The sequence below is a fragment of the Paraglaciecola polaris LMG 21857 genome (genome assembly GCF_000315055.1).
In the GTDB taxonomy this organism is placed as follows: domain Bacteria; phylum Pseudomonadota; class Gammaproteobacteria; order Enterobacterales; family Alteromonadaceae; genus Paraglaciecola; species Paraglaciecola polaris.
Map to the genome: position 1 here is coordinate 38,767 of NZ_BAER01000095.1, position 17,360 is coordinate 56,126.

The following is a 17,360-nucleotide window of genomic DNA, read 5'->3' on the forward strand; positions in this document are numbered from 1 at the left end:
ATAATGAATTTAACTGAAATTGCTTTCAAGCACCAAAAATTGGTGCTGATGATCGTTCTGATATTATTGATTAATGGTGTCATTGCCTATTTCACTCTGCCTGCGCGAGAAGATCCCAGTATTACTATTCGCGAAGCGATTGTCAGTACCTCTTATCCAGGCATGTCTCCTGAACGGATTGAGTTGCTGATCACCAAAACGCTGGAAGAGGAAATCCGCAAAATCCCCCAAGTGGAGAAGTTGCGCTCATCTTCATCCACCGGGTTATCAGTGATACACGTGGAAATCTACGATCGTTATTTTAACTTAGATGCCATCTGGCAAAACGTACGGAATAAAGTCGAACAGGCACAGGCCTCATTACCCGAGGGGACCAATCCGTCCTTTGTAAATGATGAGTTTGGCGACGTGTCAGTGCTGACTCTCGCATTAACTGCCGATGGCTTTGATCTCGGTCAGATGTTTGATATTTCCAAACACGTTAGGGATACGCTTTATGCGGTAGATGGCACTAAAAAAATCGAATTGCTCGGGGTTCAAGACGAACGTATTTTCCTAGAAACCTCTAATGCCCGCTTGTCCCAGTTGGGTATATCACCTAACACATTGATGACCGCATTGCAGACACAAAATATTATCAGTTCTGGCGGGCAAATCGATACCGGACTCTTGTCATTCATTATCGAGCCCACGGGAAACTTTAATAGTCTTGACGATTTAGCCGAAACCTACATCACTATTCCAGGTACCCAAGAATCAATTGCCCTTGGCGATATTGCCACATTAAATCGCGGATATGTTGATCCCCCCAATGATTTAGCTTATTTCAATGGCGAGCAAGCCATCGTTTTCGCTATATCTATGTTGCCTGAATACAACATTTTAGAATATGCACCCCGTCTCAAAGCGGCTATCGGCAGCCTAGAAAACAGCTTACCCATAGGGTATCAATTGCATATTGCCACTTATCAAGCCGATCAAGTGGCAAAAACAGTACAAGGTGTGTCGATTAACGTCTTACAAACCTTGGTGATTGTGCTGATTGTAGTCGTGTTATTTTTGGGGATGCGCACCGGCCTCATTGTTGGGACGATAGTACCATTCGTTATGCTGGCTACATTGACCATCATGCAAATCTGCGACATTCGTTTAGAGCGCATGAGCCTGGCAACATTAATCATTGCCTTGGGGTTATTGGTTGATAATGGCATCGTTATCGCGGAAGATTTCAAGCGCAGGTTAGAAAACGGTCAAGAACGCTACAAAGCGATGATCCAGGGCGGTAAAGAGCTATCAATTCCCCTGCTCAGTTCATCGGCAACCACCATTTTGTTCTTTTTACCCTTGATGCTCGCTGAACATGTCGCTGGTGAGTATACCCGTTCGGTGTCCTTGGTTATTTTGATTACTTTGCTCACCAGTTGGGTGCTGGCACTGTGTGTTACGCCACTGTTGTGCTACCACTTTATCAAAATAGATGCCCCAAAAGGGGGAGCTGACGTCTTAGCCTCTGAGAAAGTGACCGGTCGATACGAGCAATTTTTGCATCTAATTTTACGCCATAAAGTCATTTTCATGGGCACCCTATTCGCTTTACTGATCGCATCAATACTGGCAATGAAAGTCATTCCAAAACAGTTTTTCCCGGATTCAAACCGTAATCAACTGATTGTGAATATCGATTTACCCAGCGGTACCTCAGAACGCCAAACAAATGAGCAGATGCGCGTCATCATGGACTGGCTAGACAAGGATTCTGGCTATGATTTTATCGAAAGTCATTCTGCCTACGTAGGATTTAGTGGGCCCAGATTTGTGCTTTCCCTTAGCCCTGAAGATCCCGCCGAAAATAAAGCATTTATGGTGCTCAATATTGCCCCTGGCAACGATGTTGCGGCGCTGGCCATTCAGCTCGATAGCGATCTAGAACATCAATTTGTGAATATATCGGTGCGCGCTAAAAAGATGTTTCTCGGCCCCTCTGACTCCAAGACCATTAAAATACAAATTAAAGGGCCAGATAAAGACGTGATTTATCAAAAAGCACAGCAGGTTATGGACCTGCTATACCAAGTCCCAGATACCAGAGATATACGCAATGATTGGGAAAACATGATTGCTAAAATTGAGGTGCGAGTCGATCAGCAGCGTGCTAGGCGCGCATCCGTGACCTCACAAGATATTGCCAGTTCATTGCAAGCTTACTTCTCAGGGGCCGCGGTCACCGAATTTCGTGAAGAAGATGACATTATCCCGATCATGTTTAGAGCAAGTGACGCCGAGCGCCATAACCTCGACCGTTTACGTTCATTGAATGTATTTTCACAAGCCACTGGCACGGCTATTCCACTATTCCAAGTGGCTGAATTCTCGCCGGTCAATCAATATTCGATTATACAGCGCGAAGATATGTTCACGACCGTTAGTGTCGAGGCACGTAATAGCCGGATGGCCGCGGAAGATTTAAAAGCGATCATTGATGCCGATTTACAAAAGCTCGCCCAAGATCTGCCCCTTAACCACCACATAGAATACGACGGTGTTATTGTGCAATCACAGGAAGCGCAAAAAGCCCTCAGTGCCAGCATGCCTATGGTTCTGGGCTTGATATTGGTGTTGTTAGTCGCTCAGTTCAACTCGTTTCGCCGTGCGGGGATCATCATCTTAACCATGCCGTTATCATTCATAGGTGCTGTGCTGGGTTTAGGTGTGATGTTCGCCCCATTTGGTTTTATGGTGACACTGGGCTTATACAGTTTAGCGGGAATTATCATTAACAACGCCATCGTCCTAATCGATCGTATCGATATTGAACGCAGAGAAGGTGCGTCGGATTATGACGCCATCGTCAACGCCTGTATCACTCGGGTACGACCGATCGCCATGACTACGATAACCACTGTGGCAGGCCTGCTGCCGCTTATTCTGAGTCGGGATCCTTTGTTCTATGGTATGGCGAATGTGATTGCATTCGGACTCGCCGTGGGTACGGTGCTGACCTTGGGTGCGGTTCCGGTACTATATGCCGGTTTTTTTAAAGTGAAGCGCCCTAGCATTAGCTGATTAGCTGAAGCGTTATATATGTTCAGTCTATGGTCTAAAGTAAAAAGGCCGAGCAATGTGATGGCTCGGCCTTCAATATCGACTACTGGTTATTAGTAACTGTCCCTATACCTAACCGGCATTTATTGGAGCTATGGTCACCGGCACGCCATTGAGTACCGCGTTACCGGATAACTCGTCCAGACACATTTCATCAGTTAAATCGTTAACGCTGACGCCACTGTGCTGCTCAGCCAATTTCCAAGCGCTGCCAGCTTTATTGTGACCCCAGCCATGGGGTATGGAGATAACCCCTGGCATAATTTTATCGGTCAATTCTGCGGGGATTTCTACCTTTCCCACACGCGATGTGACACTGATTAGCTGCCCATCTTGAATTCCAAAGCGTGTCGCATCTGCGGGATGAATTTGTGCACTGCAACGAGGATTTTGGCCTTTACCGTCGCTCAACAAACCTTTCATCATTCTCGGGCTGTTATGCAACCAGGAGTTATTGGACTTTAAATGCCGACGCCCAATCAAATACAAGATCTCAGCGCTGTGTTGGTCTAAGGGGGATGCGGGTGAGAAAAAGTGGTCCTCGAGCCGCACTAAATCAGCCATAAAATAATCAAACGCCATGTTGATCTTTTTATCCCCATGATAAACCGCTGCTGGAAGCTCAGGTTGTAGCGGCCCTAAATCAATACCGTGAGGCTGGTCACGTAAAGTTTGAATACTTAAGTTGTGCTCGCCATTTGCGTACCGACCACTGCGTAACATGTCATCGACGACCCCCGTCGGTTCCTTTTGCCAAAGTGTTGCATAATGTTCTGTGGCTTTATCATTCAGTTTGTCTATTCGCTCTGCTAAACCTAAATAAATTTGCCAATCGGTTTTGGTTTCAGGGGCTTGTTCAAATAACGCAGGTGAAAATTTCGCACTGTTGCGAACGGCAAAATTATGAAACACCACATCATAATGATCCCGCTCTAGCGCAGTGACAGGCGGTAGAATAATATCTGCATGGCGACTAGTTTCAGTGATATAAAAGTCCACCGCGACCACAAAGTCGAGTTGCTCGAACGCTTTATCAAGCTGTTTACCATTCGTTGTGGTTAGCACAGGATTACCGCCTCCGATCACCATGGCTTTTATTTGACCTTCTCCTGGAGTGGTAATTTCCTCTGATAGCGCTGCCACTGGATATTCACCAGCAAAGGCAGGTAGCTTTCGCACTCGGGAGAAGTATTTGCCCATAGTGCCACGGCCAGAATGGGGCAAGGTGTCTGCTGCCGGTTGGGTAAACATCATCCCTCCCCGACGATTTAGATTTCCACTGAGCATATTGAATAACATGATCAGGTACTGCGTCAGGGTACCGAATGTCTGCACACTGGCGCCCATTCTGCCGTAACAAATACCAGAGCCTGCGGCGCAAAACTCGGTCACCATGGTTTCTATTTCATCGGCACTGATACCAACCCGGGCCGACACTCTTGCAGGGGGGTAATCTTTTACAAACGATTCCACTTGTAATAGGTCGGGTGCATGTTCAAGCAGCTCATCGGCATCAACCAAGTTTCTAGCAAACATGGTATGGAGCATGGCAAGCATAAGTAAGGCATCACTGCCGGGCTTAATGAAATGATGCTCGCAACTAATATCTGCCGTCTCAGATTTCTTAGGATCGATGACCACCACTTTACCGCCACGTTTCTGGATCGCTTTCAAGCGTCTTTTAATATGGGGCACCGTCATGATGCTGCCATTGGACGCAAGCGGATTACCGCCGATGATCATGAAATAATCTGTGTGATCGATATCACCAATTGGAATTTGTAGTTGATGGCCGAACATTTGCCGGCTGACAATATGGTGAGGTAGCTGATCGACTGAGGTGGCCGAGTAACGATTGTGAGTGTTTAGTGCCCGATAAAAATAAGGCCCAAATAAAATACTGCCCATGTTATGTGCATTAGGGTTGCCTAAGTACACCCCTACTGCATCATTACCATGTTGATTTTGAATAGCGTGCAAACGAGTCGCTACCGAGTCTAGTGCGTCGTCCCAACTGATCGGCTCGAAGCCACTGGCTGTTTTGCGCATCGGCTGACGAAGACGCTGAGGATCATCGTATAAATCTTTAATTGCTGCCGCTTTAGGACAAACATGACCTTCGCTAAAAGGGTTTTTCTTATCTCCAGCGACAGATAAAATTTCACGTCCTTGAGTGGTTACTTCAATACCACACATGGCTTCACAGAGGGTACAAGTCGAGTAGTGCTTTTGTGGCTGTGCTTGCATCACAACATATTCCTTTGAATTAAGTTAACAAGACGTTATCCATTTAACATCCTATACACAAGCATCATCGAAATTTATCGAAAACTCGGTGCCAGCCCTTTAAGCATGCTTATTAGCAGTTTATGCTTTTTGAGATCCACGGGTTTATGTACGATCGCGGTGCTTGCTGGGTGATCTAACAAACAATTATGATTAACGTAATTACGTTGGGGCCTAATCGGTCTATGGGTGAACCCGCCACCGCAGTTGGGGCACACGTTGGCTAAAATTTGCTGCACACACACTTCACAAAATGTGCATTCAAAACTACAGATCATGGCGTCCTCGGCCGCGGGTAGTAAGGCTTTGTTACAATGTTCACAATTCGGTCTTAGGGCTAACATATGGCTTTTACACCTCTATCCAATGTAAATGTAAGTAAATGTTAAATTGTAAAGTAGACACTCAGGCGCAATTAATTTACCCTTAGTTAACAAGACGTTGAGGGTCGAGTCGTTATTTAAATGTACTCGCCTATGACAAATGTCTCAAGGATCATTAGTGAATATTACCGATACCAGTTCACAAGACACAGTGTTGCAAACATCTTCATCCAAAAAACGGCTATGGGTTGGCCTCATCGTTTTGCTGATATTGATAACATTATTGGTTATTTTTGCAGGAGCGTTTGCCAGATGGTCATCGGCAGATACCAGTTTATCTATGCAAAATGTGCGCATGGCAATCGTCACCGAAAAAGACTTTGTACGCGACTTATCAGTCCAAGGTCGAGTGGTAGCGGCTGTGAGTCCACGGCTTTACAGTCCTGCCCAAGGCACCATTACATTGTTAGTGGATGCAGGTGATAAAGTAGAAAAGAATCAAGTATTAGCACTTATTGATAGTCCAAAACTAACCAACCAACTCAAGCAAGAACAGTCCAGTTTACAGCGCAATAAATTAGAGTTAGAAAGGCAAGCGATTCAAGGTAAAAAACTCGCCTTAGAAAAACAAAAGGCAGCGGACTTAGCGCAAGTCGCCACCATAGCGGCCGAGCGGGAAAAGCGCCGGGCCGATAATGCCTATACCACGCATGCCATTAGCGAAATAGATTACGAGAAGGCTCAAGACGATCTTAAAAACGCTCAATTGGTGTACAAGCATGCGTTGCAAGATGCCAGTTTGGATCAGGAAAGTCACGATTTTGAACTCAAAACACAGCAGTTGATGATAGAACATCAAGCGCTGCAAGTATCAGAAACACAGCGCCAAGTAGACCAGTTACAAGTCAAGTCACCGGTCAATGGAATTGTGGGTAATCTTGCCGTACAGCAAAAAAATCAAGTCAGTAAAAATCAGGCCATATTGAGTGTGGTCGATTTATCCGAATTCGAGTTAGAGGTCGATATTCCTGAAAGTTATGCCGATGATCTCGCAATAGGTATGGATGCCCAAGTGGGTCTTAACGGACAACAATACCCAGCCGTATTGGTCACCATTTCACCTGAAATTGAAAATAATCAGGTGAACGGTCGAGTGCGCTTTGCCAAGCAAGATATACAAGGCAAAACCCTAGAGCAGCCAAGTGGCCTGCGCCAAAACCAGCGTTTAAGCACGCGTATATTGATGGAAAATAAGCACAATGTGCTGACACTCACCAGAGGCCAGTTTTTACAAAGTGATAATGGTCGTTTCGCCTACGTGGTTAAAAACGACATGGCAGTACGCCAACCGATAACAATTGGCGCGCGTAGCTTGAGTGAAGTGGAGATACTCGCAGGGTTAAATAAAGGTGACCAAGTCATCATCTCTTCTACAGACGCGCTTAACAGTGCCGAAACTGTGTTATTGGCTCACTAAAATTGACTCGCTAAAAATAGTCGCGTAATTGGCACAACAACAATAATAAGGTGCACTATGTTAGTCATGAAAAATATCGGTAAAGTTTTCACCACGGATGTGGTGCAGACCCATGCCTTAAGAGAATTCAACCTCAACGTCAGTGAAGGCGACTTTGTGGCGGTAACCGGCACATCTGGCTCGGGTAAAACCACTTTTTTAAATGTTGCAGGATTACTCGAAACGTTCGACAGTGGCCAGTACACCCTGGATGGTGAAAACATACAGGGTCTGAACGATAAACAGCGCAGTCAATTACGCAATGAGAAAATCGGTTTTATTTTTCAAAGCTTTAATCTTATTCCTGATTTAAACCTATTTGATAACGTAGACGTGCCCTTACGTTATCGTGGTTTTAACGCTGCTGAGCGTAAAAGTCGGATCATACAAAACCTTGAGCGAGTGGGCCTAGGCAAGCGTATTAAGCACTATCCCGCGCAATTATCTGGCGGCCAACAGCAACGCGTGGCGATTGCGAGGGCGCTAGCAGGCACACCACGATTTTTATTGGCTGATGAGCCAACCGGTAACCTAGACAGTGACATGGCCAACAGTGTAATGACCCTACTTCAAGAAATTAACCAAAGTGGCACCACCATTATCATGGTGACACACGATCAGGCGCTCGCCAAACAAGCTCAGCGACAAATTATTGTACGTGATGGCAAAGTCTGTGATGCCAGCGAAACGGCTGCTCATATACAAACACAAGCTGAAATCACACCAAGTGTTTAACTACTATTGCCGACTGGCCCTGTTGAGTATTTTAGGCGCTAAAGTGCACAGTATATTAACCATGCTTACCATTGCTCTTGGGATTGCAGCCTGTACGATCACCTTGACTTTGGTTAACAGCATGTCGTCTAATCCGATTGCCCATAAAAGTGGGCAGTTATTTCGCGTGCAATTAGATAACTGGGATCCGAATCAGGCTGCGATATCTCCGGATCTGCCCCCTGAATTCGTTACTTGGACCGATGCCCGTAATGTCGTTCAAGCAAGACAAGCAAAACGCCAGAGTGCCAGCGCCATAACCTGGGGAATGGTCAACCCGGCAGAGCAAGGACTAACCCCATTTCTGGCATTGATGCGCGTCACCAGCAAAGACTTTTTCCCCATGTTTGATGTGCCTTTTTTATATGGCGCAGGTTGGGATGAAAACGCTGAACAAAATAACGATTATGTGGTGGTATTAAGCAAAGAAACCAATCAACGGGTTTTTCATGGTGCCAACTCGGTTGGCCAAACACTTACCATGTTGGGCGCTACCTTTACCGTGGTCGGGGTATTGAACGACTGGCACCTGTCACCAAAGTTTTACGACATGTCTTATGGCGCGTTTAGTGATCCAGAAGAAATGTATTTACCCTTAGAGTTAAAAGCGGTGTTTGAATTGCCCCATGGCGGGATAACAAGTTGCTGGAAGGCGGTAGAAAGCGAGCGTTATGATGCATTTATGCATTCGGAATGCACTAATTTCCAGCTTTGGGTCGAATTGGATAATCCCCAACAAAAATCACAGTTTGCTGACTATCTCACCCAGTACGTACAACAGCAGAAATCCTTAGGCCGCTTCCCTCGTCCATTGAATAACCGATTGTTAAATGTTGCTCAATGGCTTGAATATAAACAAGTGGTTAAACAAGATGTGCAAATTATGTTTTGGTTATCAATTATGTTTTTGCTGGTTTGCTTAATCAATGCGGCGAGCTTATTAAGTGCCAAATTACACACCAAGCATAGCGAAATAGGCCTGCGCCGGGCCTTGGGTGCTAATTTTAGTCAAATCGTAATGCAATATTCACTTGAGGTTGTTTTCATCGGCCTGTGTGGCGGCTTGATAGGCATTATTTTAGCGTTAGTGGGATTGCAGGGGGTTGCCTCACTTTATGCTGGTTATGGACGCTTGATCGAACTTGATATACCTATCGCACTAAGCGTTATTCTACTGGCAGTTATGGGTACTATTATCGCGGGACTCGTGCCCGTTTATACTGCATGTCGCCCAGTGTTAGCCACACAATTGAAACAGTAACCGAGGGCTTATCTAATGAATTTACTGCTAAATATCGGTCCTATATTTCGTGCCCTGTTACAGCAAAAATTCAGCGCGATATTAGTCGTGATACAAGTCGCAATCACAATGGCCATAATCACCAATGGCGTTGCGATTACATGGGATCGTTATGTGCATATAGAGCGTGAAAGTGGCATTGATGAGCCCAATTTGTTTTTTCTTACCAGCTCTGGATTCAGTCAAGATTTCAACCCCAGAGCCTCTATAGAGCAAGACTTAGCGCTTATTCGTGGTACAGATGGGGTGATAGACGCGCTACAAGCCAATTCATTTCCACTGTCAGACAGCGGCAACTGGTATGAGATCCAAACGAGCCCTGAGAGCAGTGCCCAACTCATTCCCGCTGCGAGTTATAAATTCGATGAGCACGGCATCAATACCTTTGGGTTAACATTGCTAGCAGGTGAAAACTTTAACCAACAGGATACCTTATGGCTTGAGGAAGCTGATAGCCAATGGCCGAGTCACGTTTTACTTAGCCGCGCAACAGCGGCGGCGTTATTTGGTGATCAGCAATGGCAAAAAGCCGTAGGCAAAACGATTTATGTCAATCACAACACGCCCATAATTGTTAAAGGGATTGTTGAACAATTATATGCCCCTTGGGTTGACTGGGCACATGTAGAACAAACAATTATCTCCCCTGCCCGAGTCACCCATAACTCAGCACGCTATGTTATTCGTACGCAGCCCGGGCGACGAGATGAAATTATGCAAACATTAACGGCAACACTGGCCAAGATGAACACCCAACGGGTCATTCGTAAAGTAAAAAGTATTCAACAGGCCAAAGATGAAATCTACGCTGCGGATATTGCCACCGTCAGCATATTACTGATCGTCATAATCGTGTTGGCCTTTGTGACGGCTATGGGAGTGGCGGGGTTAGCCAGTTTTAATATCAATAAACGCAGGCAACAAATAGGTATCCGCCGAGCATTAGGGGCAAGTAAGCGTCAAATATTGCATCATTTTATGCTCGAAAACGCACTACTTTGTGCAATGGGTGTGTTGTTAGGCAGCATAGTGACACTCGGCTTGAATGTTTTTCTCGTATCCCAGTATGCTCTTGTGCCGCTGCCGCTATATTATTTGCCACTTGGAATAGTAAGTTTATTCCTGATTAGTCAGTTAGCGGTGATTAAGCCCGCTTATCGCGCGATGGGCGTTTCCCCTGCGATGGCAACCAGAAGTAACTAGTTTACGTTTACCCTAGGTGCGTTGTTATCAGGCTAAACAGAATGCCTGGGAAGAGATGCTCCCGACCCCATTTTATTGAGCAGGATAAAGGGCCAAAGGCACGCGATACATTTTCTGCTGTCGTAACCCAGCACGTTTACAAGCCATTAAACCTATCAGTGACTGCCAGCTTGACGGGCAATCCCGGCGTAAACCTGCCAGTAACTTCTCTTGCTCAACGGGGAAGTGTTGCGGCACTAAATTAGCATCCAAATACGCATAGGTTGGTAACAATAAATGTGTACATTGGCCACCCACAGCAATGCGTACGCCCATTAAATCAAAATCACCAAAATAGATCACTGGCTTCGCACTGTGATCCTTGCGCCATTGCTGTAACAAATGGCTGGCGGCAACACTGTAATGGCTATCACCTCGATAAAAGACCAGTACCTTTTGCAAGTCACTCTTTACCTGGGCTGAAAATACATGCCAATCATTAAAGCTATCACGATTTTCTATCATCAAAAGCGCGTCATAACCACTGACATCTAAAGCTCGTATATCCAGTTCGATGTTCACTTGCTGACTCGGGTAAAAGTCCTGTTTGAAGCGGTCTACAATTGAAGGTTGTGTTAGCGCACATAGGATCAAGTGATGAGTAGGCTTTATGCTCCCTTGCTTTTCATCAGCACTTTTTTGGGCGGCGCTTTGATGCGTATCTTGGCTAAAATCAGTAAATATATCCTCACCCATGCTCATCTGGTAAGCATCCCGAATAGCCTCAATGGCGTCTCGGTGAAAACGATAACGCTTATCCATGACAAGCCAATGGCCAGGCTCTATGTATGCCTGTTCGCACCAAGTGGTAATCTGCTTCACCGTGGCGACTTTTTGCGTGAAGGCACTATCATCGTACATTAAGGCGAAATACTGTTCCTTTAACAGTGCTTTCGCCTTAGGGGTGAGTGCGTCTGTCATTGTCCGTATTAACCTGTCGCCTGAAACTCATCGAAGAAACGCATACCCAAAGTGACATCTTCAATAATATGCAAATGGTTAAACGGGCTGTGTCGGTCGCTGTCTTTTTTGAGCATAAAACTCTGCTTGTTTTGCTGAGGTAGGCCTTCGTATTCTGCCACGATTTGAAACAACCACATTTCAGGCTCCCAAGGTAATTGCTGTTCAGCGAGGTATTCAACACCACTTATCGCTGCGCTACTTTCAATTACGTGCAAAAAGTAATCTTCCACATCTTTTGCTAATTGCTTTTGCTCTGTGGCCACTAAATCTTGTATCGATGTCGCAAAACCTTGAGTTTGTTTTTCAGAATGTAATGCTGGAACCAGATCTCTTGGAATAGCGCGGGCGAGTTCAGCTAACGCGTAACTGTCTTGTGCCCTGTCTATGGCAATAAACCCTAGTGCAATTATGCCGTGCGCCTGATTTATCACAGACGGCACTTGACTCCGGTTGGCGTAATCTCCAACTTTAAAATTCGGATGCTGACGTAAAAAAGCACTCATGCGATTAACCAACAATGCACGTTCTTGTTGATGGCGAAAACGCGCCATGAGCAACACCAAACGCTTTTGTACCTCAAACAAGGAACCTGAATGCTCTGAAATACGGGCCTGTAGTTGACTAACAAGCAACTTGCGTAATGCGCCGTCACTGCCGGCTAATTGAATCAAATCATCGAAGTTAATGATTTTAAAACCATCCAATATACGGCGTAATTGACGCTGGGCGAGCTCAATTTCTAATATTTTATCGTCTAAACTGCTAACAAAACCAAACTCCGTGTTCAATCTATGCCAAAGACTCTCAATGGCATCACCGAACTGACCGGTCATATCATGCACACGCTCGGTAAGCAGCTGCATATGGTGTTCACTGGCAGCATAATCCCCTTTTTGCCGCGCGCCGTGCAATGACTGTACCCGGGTGTGGATCAAGTCTAAATGTTCGCCTACGTCAGAGTTGATCTGCCGTTTACGTTCATCCTGGGTTAAACCTGCAATAAGTTCATTTACATTAGGTCGCAGGCTCAGAGGTTGTTGCTCGTCTGGGCGCCACAGAATGCGCCCGTTAATCAGTTTGTCGAGGGCTTGTTGGCTGAAACTGCTCTCATCAACATGACCTTGCAAATACCCTTGCATCAGGGCATCAGCGTGTTTACCAATCAGCTCCAAGCGCTCTTTTCCTAACGCATATAAAGGATTACTTTGGGCGCTGCTTTTTGCTTCTACTAGGGCGCTCAAAACATCGCCTCTTGCTCAGAGATATCGTCGCTAATAGGCACATTCTCTTCATCTTTAATGAAGCGCACCAGTTCAATCAGTTGCTCAACTTTACCCGTTACAATATAAAATAAACGGTCTTTGTGAGGCTGATACAAATAGCCAAGCTCCTTAATACGTTTAAAGACTTGCTTGATTTGCATGTCAGACTTATCGCTGGTGGATTTGAACAACTTATCGCTGGAGAGCTGCGCAAGACGTTGACTAAGGGATTGGTTATCTACCACCTTTGATTCAAAATCCTGTAACTTAATCGTGTCTCCGGCACTAAGCGCGCCATCTTTGCCCATGGCTTCTTGGACTAGCTGCATCCATTCCAACATAGGTAACAGCGACTGCACTGTGGCGTTAAACTGATGGCTTAATTGTTGGCGAGCTTGCTGATTTAAGTCGCAGTAAGCGAGAAAATAGACCGCACCATCTTCACTTTTGGCCACACGACGATTTAACGGACGCAGAAAGTGATTAAGATCTTCAACCAGTTGCGCGTTCTGCAGTTTATGAAAACTATGCTCGTCCGTTACCGCGCAGATAAACTCGCCTTCTAATAAGCGTTCTAATAGTGGGCCATTTTCTATCATGCTGTCACCTGTGACTGTTCATTGCCAATCGTTTTATTTTGTTGCAGACGCTGAGCGATACGACTCAGCTTAGGTTCAATTTTTTCTAGGCGTTGTCTTTGTTTATCAATCAAATAGCGATGTTTAAACAACATCAACACATCAGATTCAGGGTTAGGAAATGCACCTAAAATATGAATGTGGTTGGTATCGCAGGCGGTGAACAATTTCTCGACGTTGTGATAGGCCAATGTACCAATTTCGTCTATGGGCCAGTGAATATCGATGTTAGCGTTGTTACGTAACAAACGGGTAAAGGCCAATAAAAACTTACATAAAATCAAGTACGCCATGCCGTGACTCGAAGACTCTAACAGTTGACGGTCATTTTTGATCACCAAGTCTGAGCCGCCTTCGTTCAAGTGCAGTTCTAAGCGCAACAAGGATTCAATACTATAATTGGCATCATTTGGCAGTACTTCTACCACGTCGGCCAATGTATCTAAATAGGCTTCACTCGGTAAAAAAGCATCGGATTTATTCCAACTATCGTATTGCTGGGCGAATCGCTTAAGGGGCGTCCAGAAGTTTAATTCATCTACCGTCGATATTATTTTCACCTCGGAGCGGGCTATACCGTCGAGGGTTAAATCATCGGAAACTTCGTCGGTTAATCGTTTGCTCTGTAGGGATATTTTGCGATTGATATCACTGAAAACAGTGAAAAACTTATTCAGATCGCCCCCTATGGTTTCACCTTGCTCAACAATTTGTCGCTGGCGTGATGCCAATATACTCAGTAAACGTTGCAGGATCGGTAACCTGTCACGCACATTGGCATCGTCATCTAATACGCTAAACGCTTGCAGCATGGCATCTAAGAAGTCCTTACCGGCATCTTTTCCAAGACTTGCTTCGAATTCCGTTAGGGCTTCTTTAAGCTTTTTCTCGCCACGACTGCGACTTTCGAGGGCTTCAGTGCAACGGCTGATACGTTCAGCCTGATCACCTACATTTATCTCGTGATCATCATCAGCGGTAAATGAAAATACTATGTTCGCCAACTGCCTGACCATAGGTTCGATTTCTGTTACCAACGCTCCCCAAGCAGCTAGACGTTTTTCAACTGCTGATAGTGCTTGGCTTAGCTCTGTGCGTTTGTTTTGATACTGACGTTGCAAGGACGTTTGCTGCTGTGTCAATTGTTGGGATAACGCTTTAAGCTCAGCTTCTTGCTCGAGTAAAATGGGGCGTTGCTTAAGCCAATCTGACTGCATAAACGTTTTGTACTCGTTTAGTTCTTCCCGGCGACCCGTCACGCTTTGAATATGACTTTTCAAAGATTCTGTTTGCTGTTTCAGCGCTTTCAACGTGTTGGGGTCAATATCTTTATTCGCCAGCTCCTGATTGAACGCATCTTCTAATTGCTTAATTTGCTCACGGTTTTGCTGGCGCTTATATTCAACTTGTTTGTCTAATTCATCTATTTGTTCATCTAATACCGCTAGCTCATCTTGCCAACCGGATTTAAATTCCAGTAACTGCTCGTCGTAATCAGATTTAAGCAAAGCGATTGCGGCGGATTTTTGCTCAACTATTTGCTGTTTTTCATGCAGCAGGCTTTGTAACGTTTGCTGAGCCTGGGCCCGCCTTTTCTCTAAGGCAGTTTTCAGTTCATCAGAAAAGCGCTGCTTGGCGCTTTGCGCATAACTCACTTCTTGCTCTGCCTGTTCGAAGGCTCGGTTTCGCTCAGACACCATTTCACGTTGAATTTCAGCTTCTTGATGAAGCTGGTCTAACTCAGACTCAGTCTGCTTTTGGTGCTTCTCTGCGCCGAGTAAATGCTTGGTGGCTTGCTCAAGCGCTAAGCGCAGCGCCGTTTCATCTTGCGCATAAGCCGGCGCATCAATAACCGACATATCCAGCTGGACACCTAAAACGCTATTATCGTGTTCTTTGCTACTCGCGGCGACTAGTACAGGTGACAGGTCTTTCCGTTCAAGTAAAGGCTCAACAATCAACCTACCTATGCTGTGCTCCCAACCGGGTTTATTGTCACGTAAAAACTGACGTAAGCTGTCTTGTTCAGGAGATAGTTGTTTATGTAACTGTTGTAAATGATCTTTACCTTGCCTAGTGGCAAGCCTAGCTCGGTGCAGGTCTTTGTCTGCTTCGTCGCGTTTTTGCTGACATTGCTGATGCGTAGTTTCAGCTTGTTTTTTAGCACTGGAGCTTTGTTGCCATGCACGCTGTGCTAATTCTAAGCGTTTGTCTGCCAGCCCACCATTTTCAACTTCTTGATCTGTGGCCGATGCATGTTTAGCCTGATGTTCTTGGCGCACAATACTACGCTCAACATTCATTAACTGTTGTTCAAATTGCTGAGCTTGCTGTTCTTTACGCTGTTCAAATTGACCGCGTAATTCGGTTTCCTTATCTTGATGTGTTTGGCGAACATTTTCTTTCTGTTGCCTGATGACTTTCACACTCGCTTGGTTCTTGCGCGATAATCTCTCTAACGACTCAGATAATTTAAATTTCTGTTGTTCAAGCTGACTCTGCAGATCTTTGTGTTGTTCAATCAGTAAGTTGTATTGCTCTAAACCTTGCTCATATTCTTCGCGCTTTAACGGTAGCGCATCCATGTCTTTTTGCAGCCGTTCGATATCTGTGTCTTGATATTTTTCATACTGCTGCTGTAAATGATCCAAACGGGACGACTTGGCCCCAAGTTGTTCCTTGGTTTCACTAAGACGGCTATTGAGCTCCCCTTCTGCCTTTTCAAAAATGTCTTTTTCAGAACGCTGTTGGTTCTTTAGAGCGCTGCGGTTTTCCTGACCGTCAGCTTTTTCTGTGGTTAAGGTGTGCAAGTCTTTTTCTAACAGCGGTTTAAGCAGGAGTAGCTGCTGTTCAATGACATTAAGCTGCTCAGTCTGTCCCTGAATTTTTTCATATTCGTCCTGCATACTCTGTAAACGCATGGTCTGGCGCATTTGCGTGATCCATTCACGCGCCTTAGTATTTTTCACAGTCGTCATTGGCTGCACTAAACCATCTTCTTCGAAAATGGCTGCCAGCATAGTGCGCAAGGTATCCATTTTGCCTTCTTTGGCATGGACCGCACTGACGAGCTTTTCCATGTGACGAATGCGATGTTGACTCGACACTAAACTGTAACGACTGGCTAACTGGCGCAGCTTGGTATTCTCGCGCCCCGATCCCCCGACACTCGCATCGTTTTGGATGATCCCTCTAAATTCACTGGTTGCCTGGATCTTATGAGAAAAATCAATCTGCAGCTGTCTGAGTTGCTTAATCCATTGTTCGGGCATCATAGCTTGAGCTTCGCCATTCTCCATAGCCACTAATAGTTGTTCACTTTGGTACGGGGCACCGATAAAGCGATATTGCACGCCGTCGCTGCCTTTTCTGGTTAGCACGACCTGACATTGATGACCATCTTCTCGCTGATATTCATAGATAAGATAGCTATTGGCATGGGGCAAATAAAATTCATCAAACTTTTTACGGGTTTTAGGCACCACTTTACTAGGTAACTCCCCATAAAAAACCGGGATAAGGCGCTGTAAGGTGGTTTTACCTGATGCGTTGGTACCACAGATATTACTGTGCCCAGATACATCAAGTTCAACAAAACCGGGAAGATGACAATTAATTAATATAATGCGGTGTAACCCAGGCATAGCTGTCCTTTACTCAGGGATGGGGAAAAACACGCCAAACAGGTTTGGCAAAATACGAATGGCAAATTTTACCTAGATTTAAGCGACTTGAATACCTTGAAATTGGCTTAGTCGATTAGGAATGACATTTAGTCGCACAATGAACAACGAACGAGCGGATTAAAACAACTTTAGTAAACCAACGTAATAGCTCTAATTACACTATGCCGTAACTAATTTGCTTTTGTTTTTACTTTGAATTCTACCAACGATTACTGAGGTATCGGTTGGTTGCGGGAGCAGGATTTGAACCTAGGACCTTTCGAGACTG

Annotated in this window: 11 protein-coding genes; 5 read left to right on the forward strand and 6 right to left on the reverse strand. The window is 45.3% G+C overall.

Going from position 1 to position 17,360, the window contains the following annotated elements; genetic code table 11:
- Positions 1-3 precede the first annotated feature (3 nt).
- Complete coding sequence (locus GPLA_RS15770; RefSeq protein ID WP_007105943.1) at positions 4-3,063, forward strand: efflux RND transporter permease subunit; 3,060 nt, start codon at positions 4-6, stop codon at positions 3,061-3,063.
- A gap of 111 nt (positions 3,064-3,174) precedes the next feature.
- On the opposite strand, the gene GPLA_RS15775 is transcribed toward GPLA_RS15770, so the two are convergent.
- A complete protein-coding gene (locus tag GPLA_RS15775) occupies positions 3,175-5,349 on the reverse strand; it encodes a molybdopterin-dependent oxidoreductase (RefSeq protein WP_007105944.1) in 2,175 nt (724 codons plus the stop codon).
- A 74-nt stretch (positions 5,350-5,423) separates the two neighbouring features.
- Entirely contained in the window at positions 5,424-5,732 is a 309-nt protein-coding gene (locus tag GPLA_RS23260) for a DUF1272 domain-containing protein (protein WP_083882090.1), read from the reverse strand.
- A gap of 157 nt (positions 5,733-5,889) precedes the next feature.
- On the opposite strand from GPLA_RS23260, the gene GPLA_RS15780 reads away from it, so the two are divergent.
- From GPLA_RS15780 to GPLA_RS15795, 4 genes are read left to right on the forward strand one after another with little or no spacing between them, the layout of a single operon-like run.
- Positions 5,890-7,188, forward strand: a complete 1,299-nt coding sequence (locus GPLA_RS15780; protein ID WP_007105945.1) for an efflux RND transporter periplasmic adaptor subunit — start codon at positions 5,890-5,892, stop codon at positions 7,186-7,188.
- Positions 7,189-7,245: 57 nt separating this feature from the next.
- Positions 7,246-7,962, forward strand: a complete 717-nt coding sequence (locus GPLA_RS15785; protein WP_007105946.1) for an ABC transporter ATP-binding protein — start codon at positions 7,246-7,248, stop codon at positions 7,960-7,962.
- On the forward strand, positions 7,955-9,262 hold the full coding sequence (locus GPLA_RS15790; protein ID WP_040515053.1) for an ABC transporter permease: 1,308 nt from the start codon (positions 7,955-7,957) through the stop codon (positions 9,260-9,262). The genes GPLA_RS15785 and GPLA_RS15790 overlap by 8 nt, the downstream gene beginning before the upstream one ends.
- 15 nt (positions 9,263-9,277) lie before the next feature.
- A complete protein-coding gene (locus GPLA_RS15795) occupies positions 9,278-10,504 on the forward strand; it encodes an ABC transporter permease (protein WP_007105948.1) in 1,227 nt (408 codons plus the stop codon).
- 72 nt (positions 10,505-10,576) lie between these two features.
- Here the strand turns inward: GPLA_RS15795 and GPLA_RS15800 are convergent, their stop codons facing one another.
- The 4 genes from GPLA_RS15800 to GPLA_RS15815 are packed head-to-tail and all read right to left on the reverse strand — an operon-like array spanning position 10,577 to position 17,050.
- The gene (locus GPLA_RS15800) at positions 10,577-11,464 is read right to left on the reverse strand and encodes a DUF7281 domain-containing protein (RefSeq protein WP_007105949.1); all 888 of its coding nucleotides are present in this window, start codon (positions 11,462-11,464) and stop codon (positions 10,577-10,579) included.
- An 8-nt stretch (positions 11,465-11,472) separates the two neighbouring features.
- Positions 11,473-12,747, reverse strand: coding sequence for a hypothetical protein (locus GPLA_RS15805; RefSeq protein WP_007105950.1), 1,275 nt, complete (start codon positions 12,745-12,747; stop codon positions 11,473-11,475).
- On the reverse strand, positions 12,744-13,367 hold the full coding sequence (locus tag GPLA_RS15810) for a condensin complex protein MksE (RefSeq protein WP_007105951.1): 624 nt from the start codon (positions 13,365-13,367) through the stop codon (positions 12,744-12,746). The genes GPLA_RS15805 and GPLA_RS15810 overlap by 4 nt, the downstream gene beginning before the upstream one ends.
- Positions 13,364-17,050 carry an ATP-binding protein gene (locus GPLA_RS15815; RefSeq protein ID WP_007105952.1) on the reverse strand — a complete coding sequence of 1,229 codons (3,687 nt, stop codon included), beginning with the start codon at positions 17,048-17,050 and terminating at the stop codon, positions 13,364-13,366. Before GPLA_RS15815 ends, GPLA_RS15810 begins: the two co-directional genes overlap by 4 nt.
- Positions 17,051-17,360 lie beyond the last annotated feature (310 nt).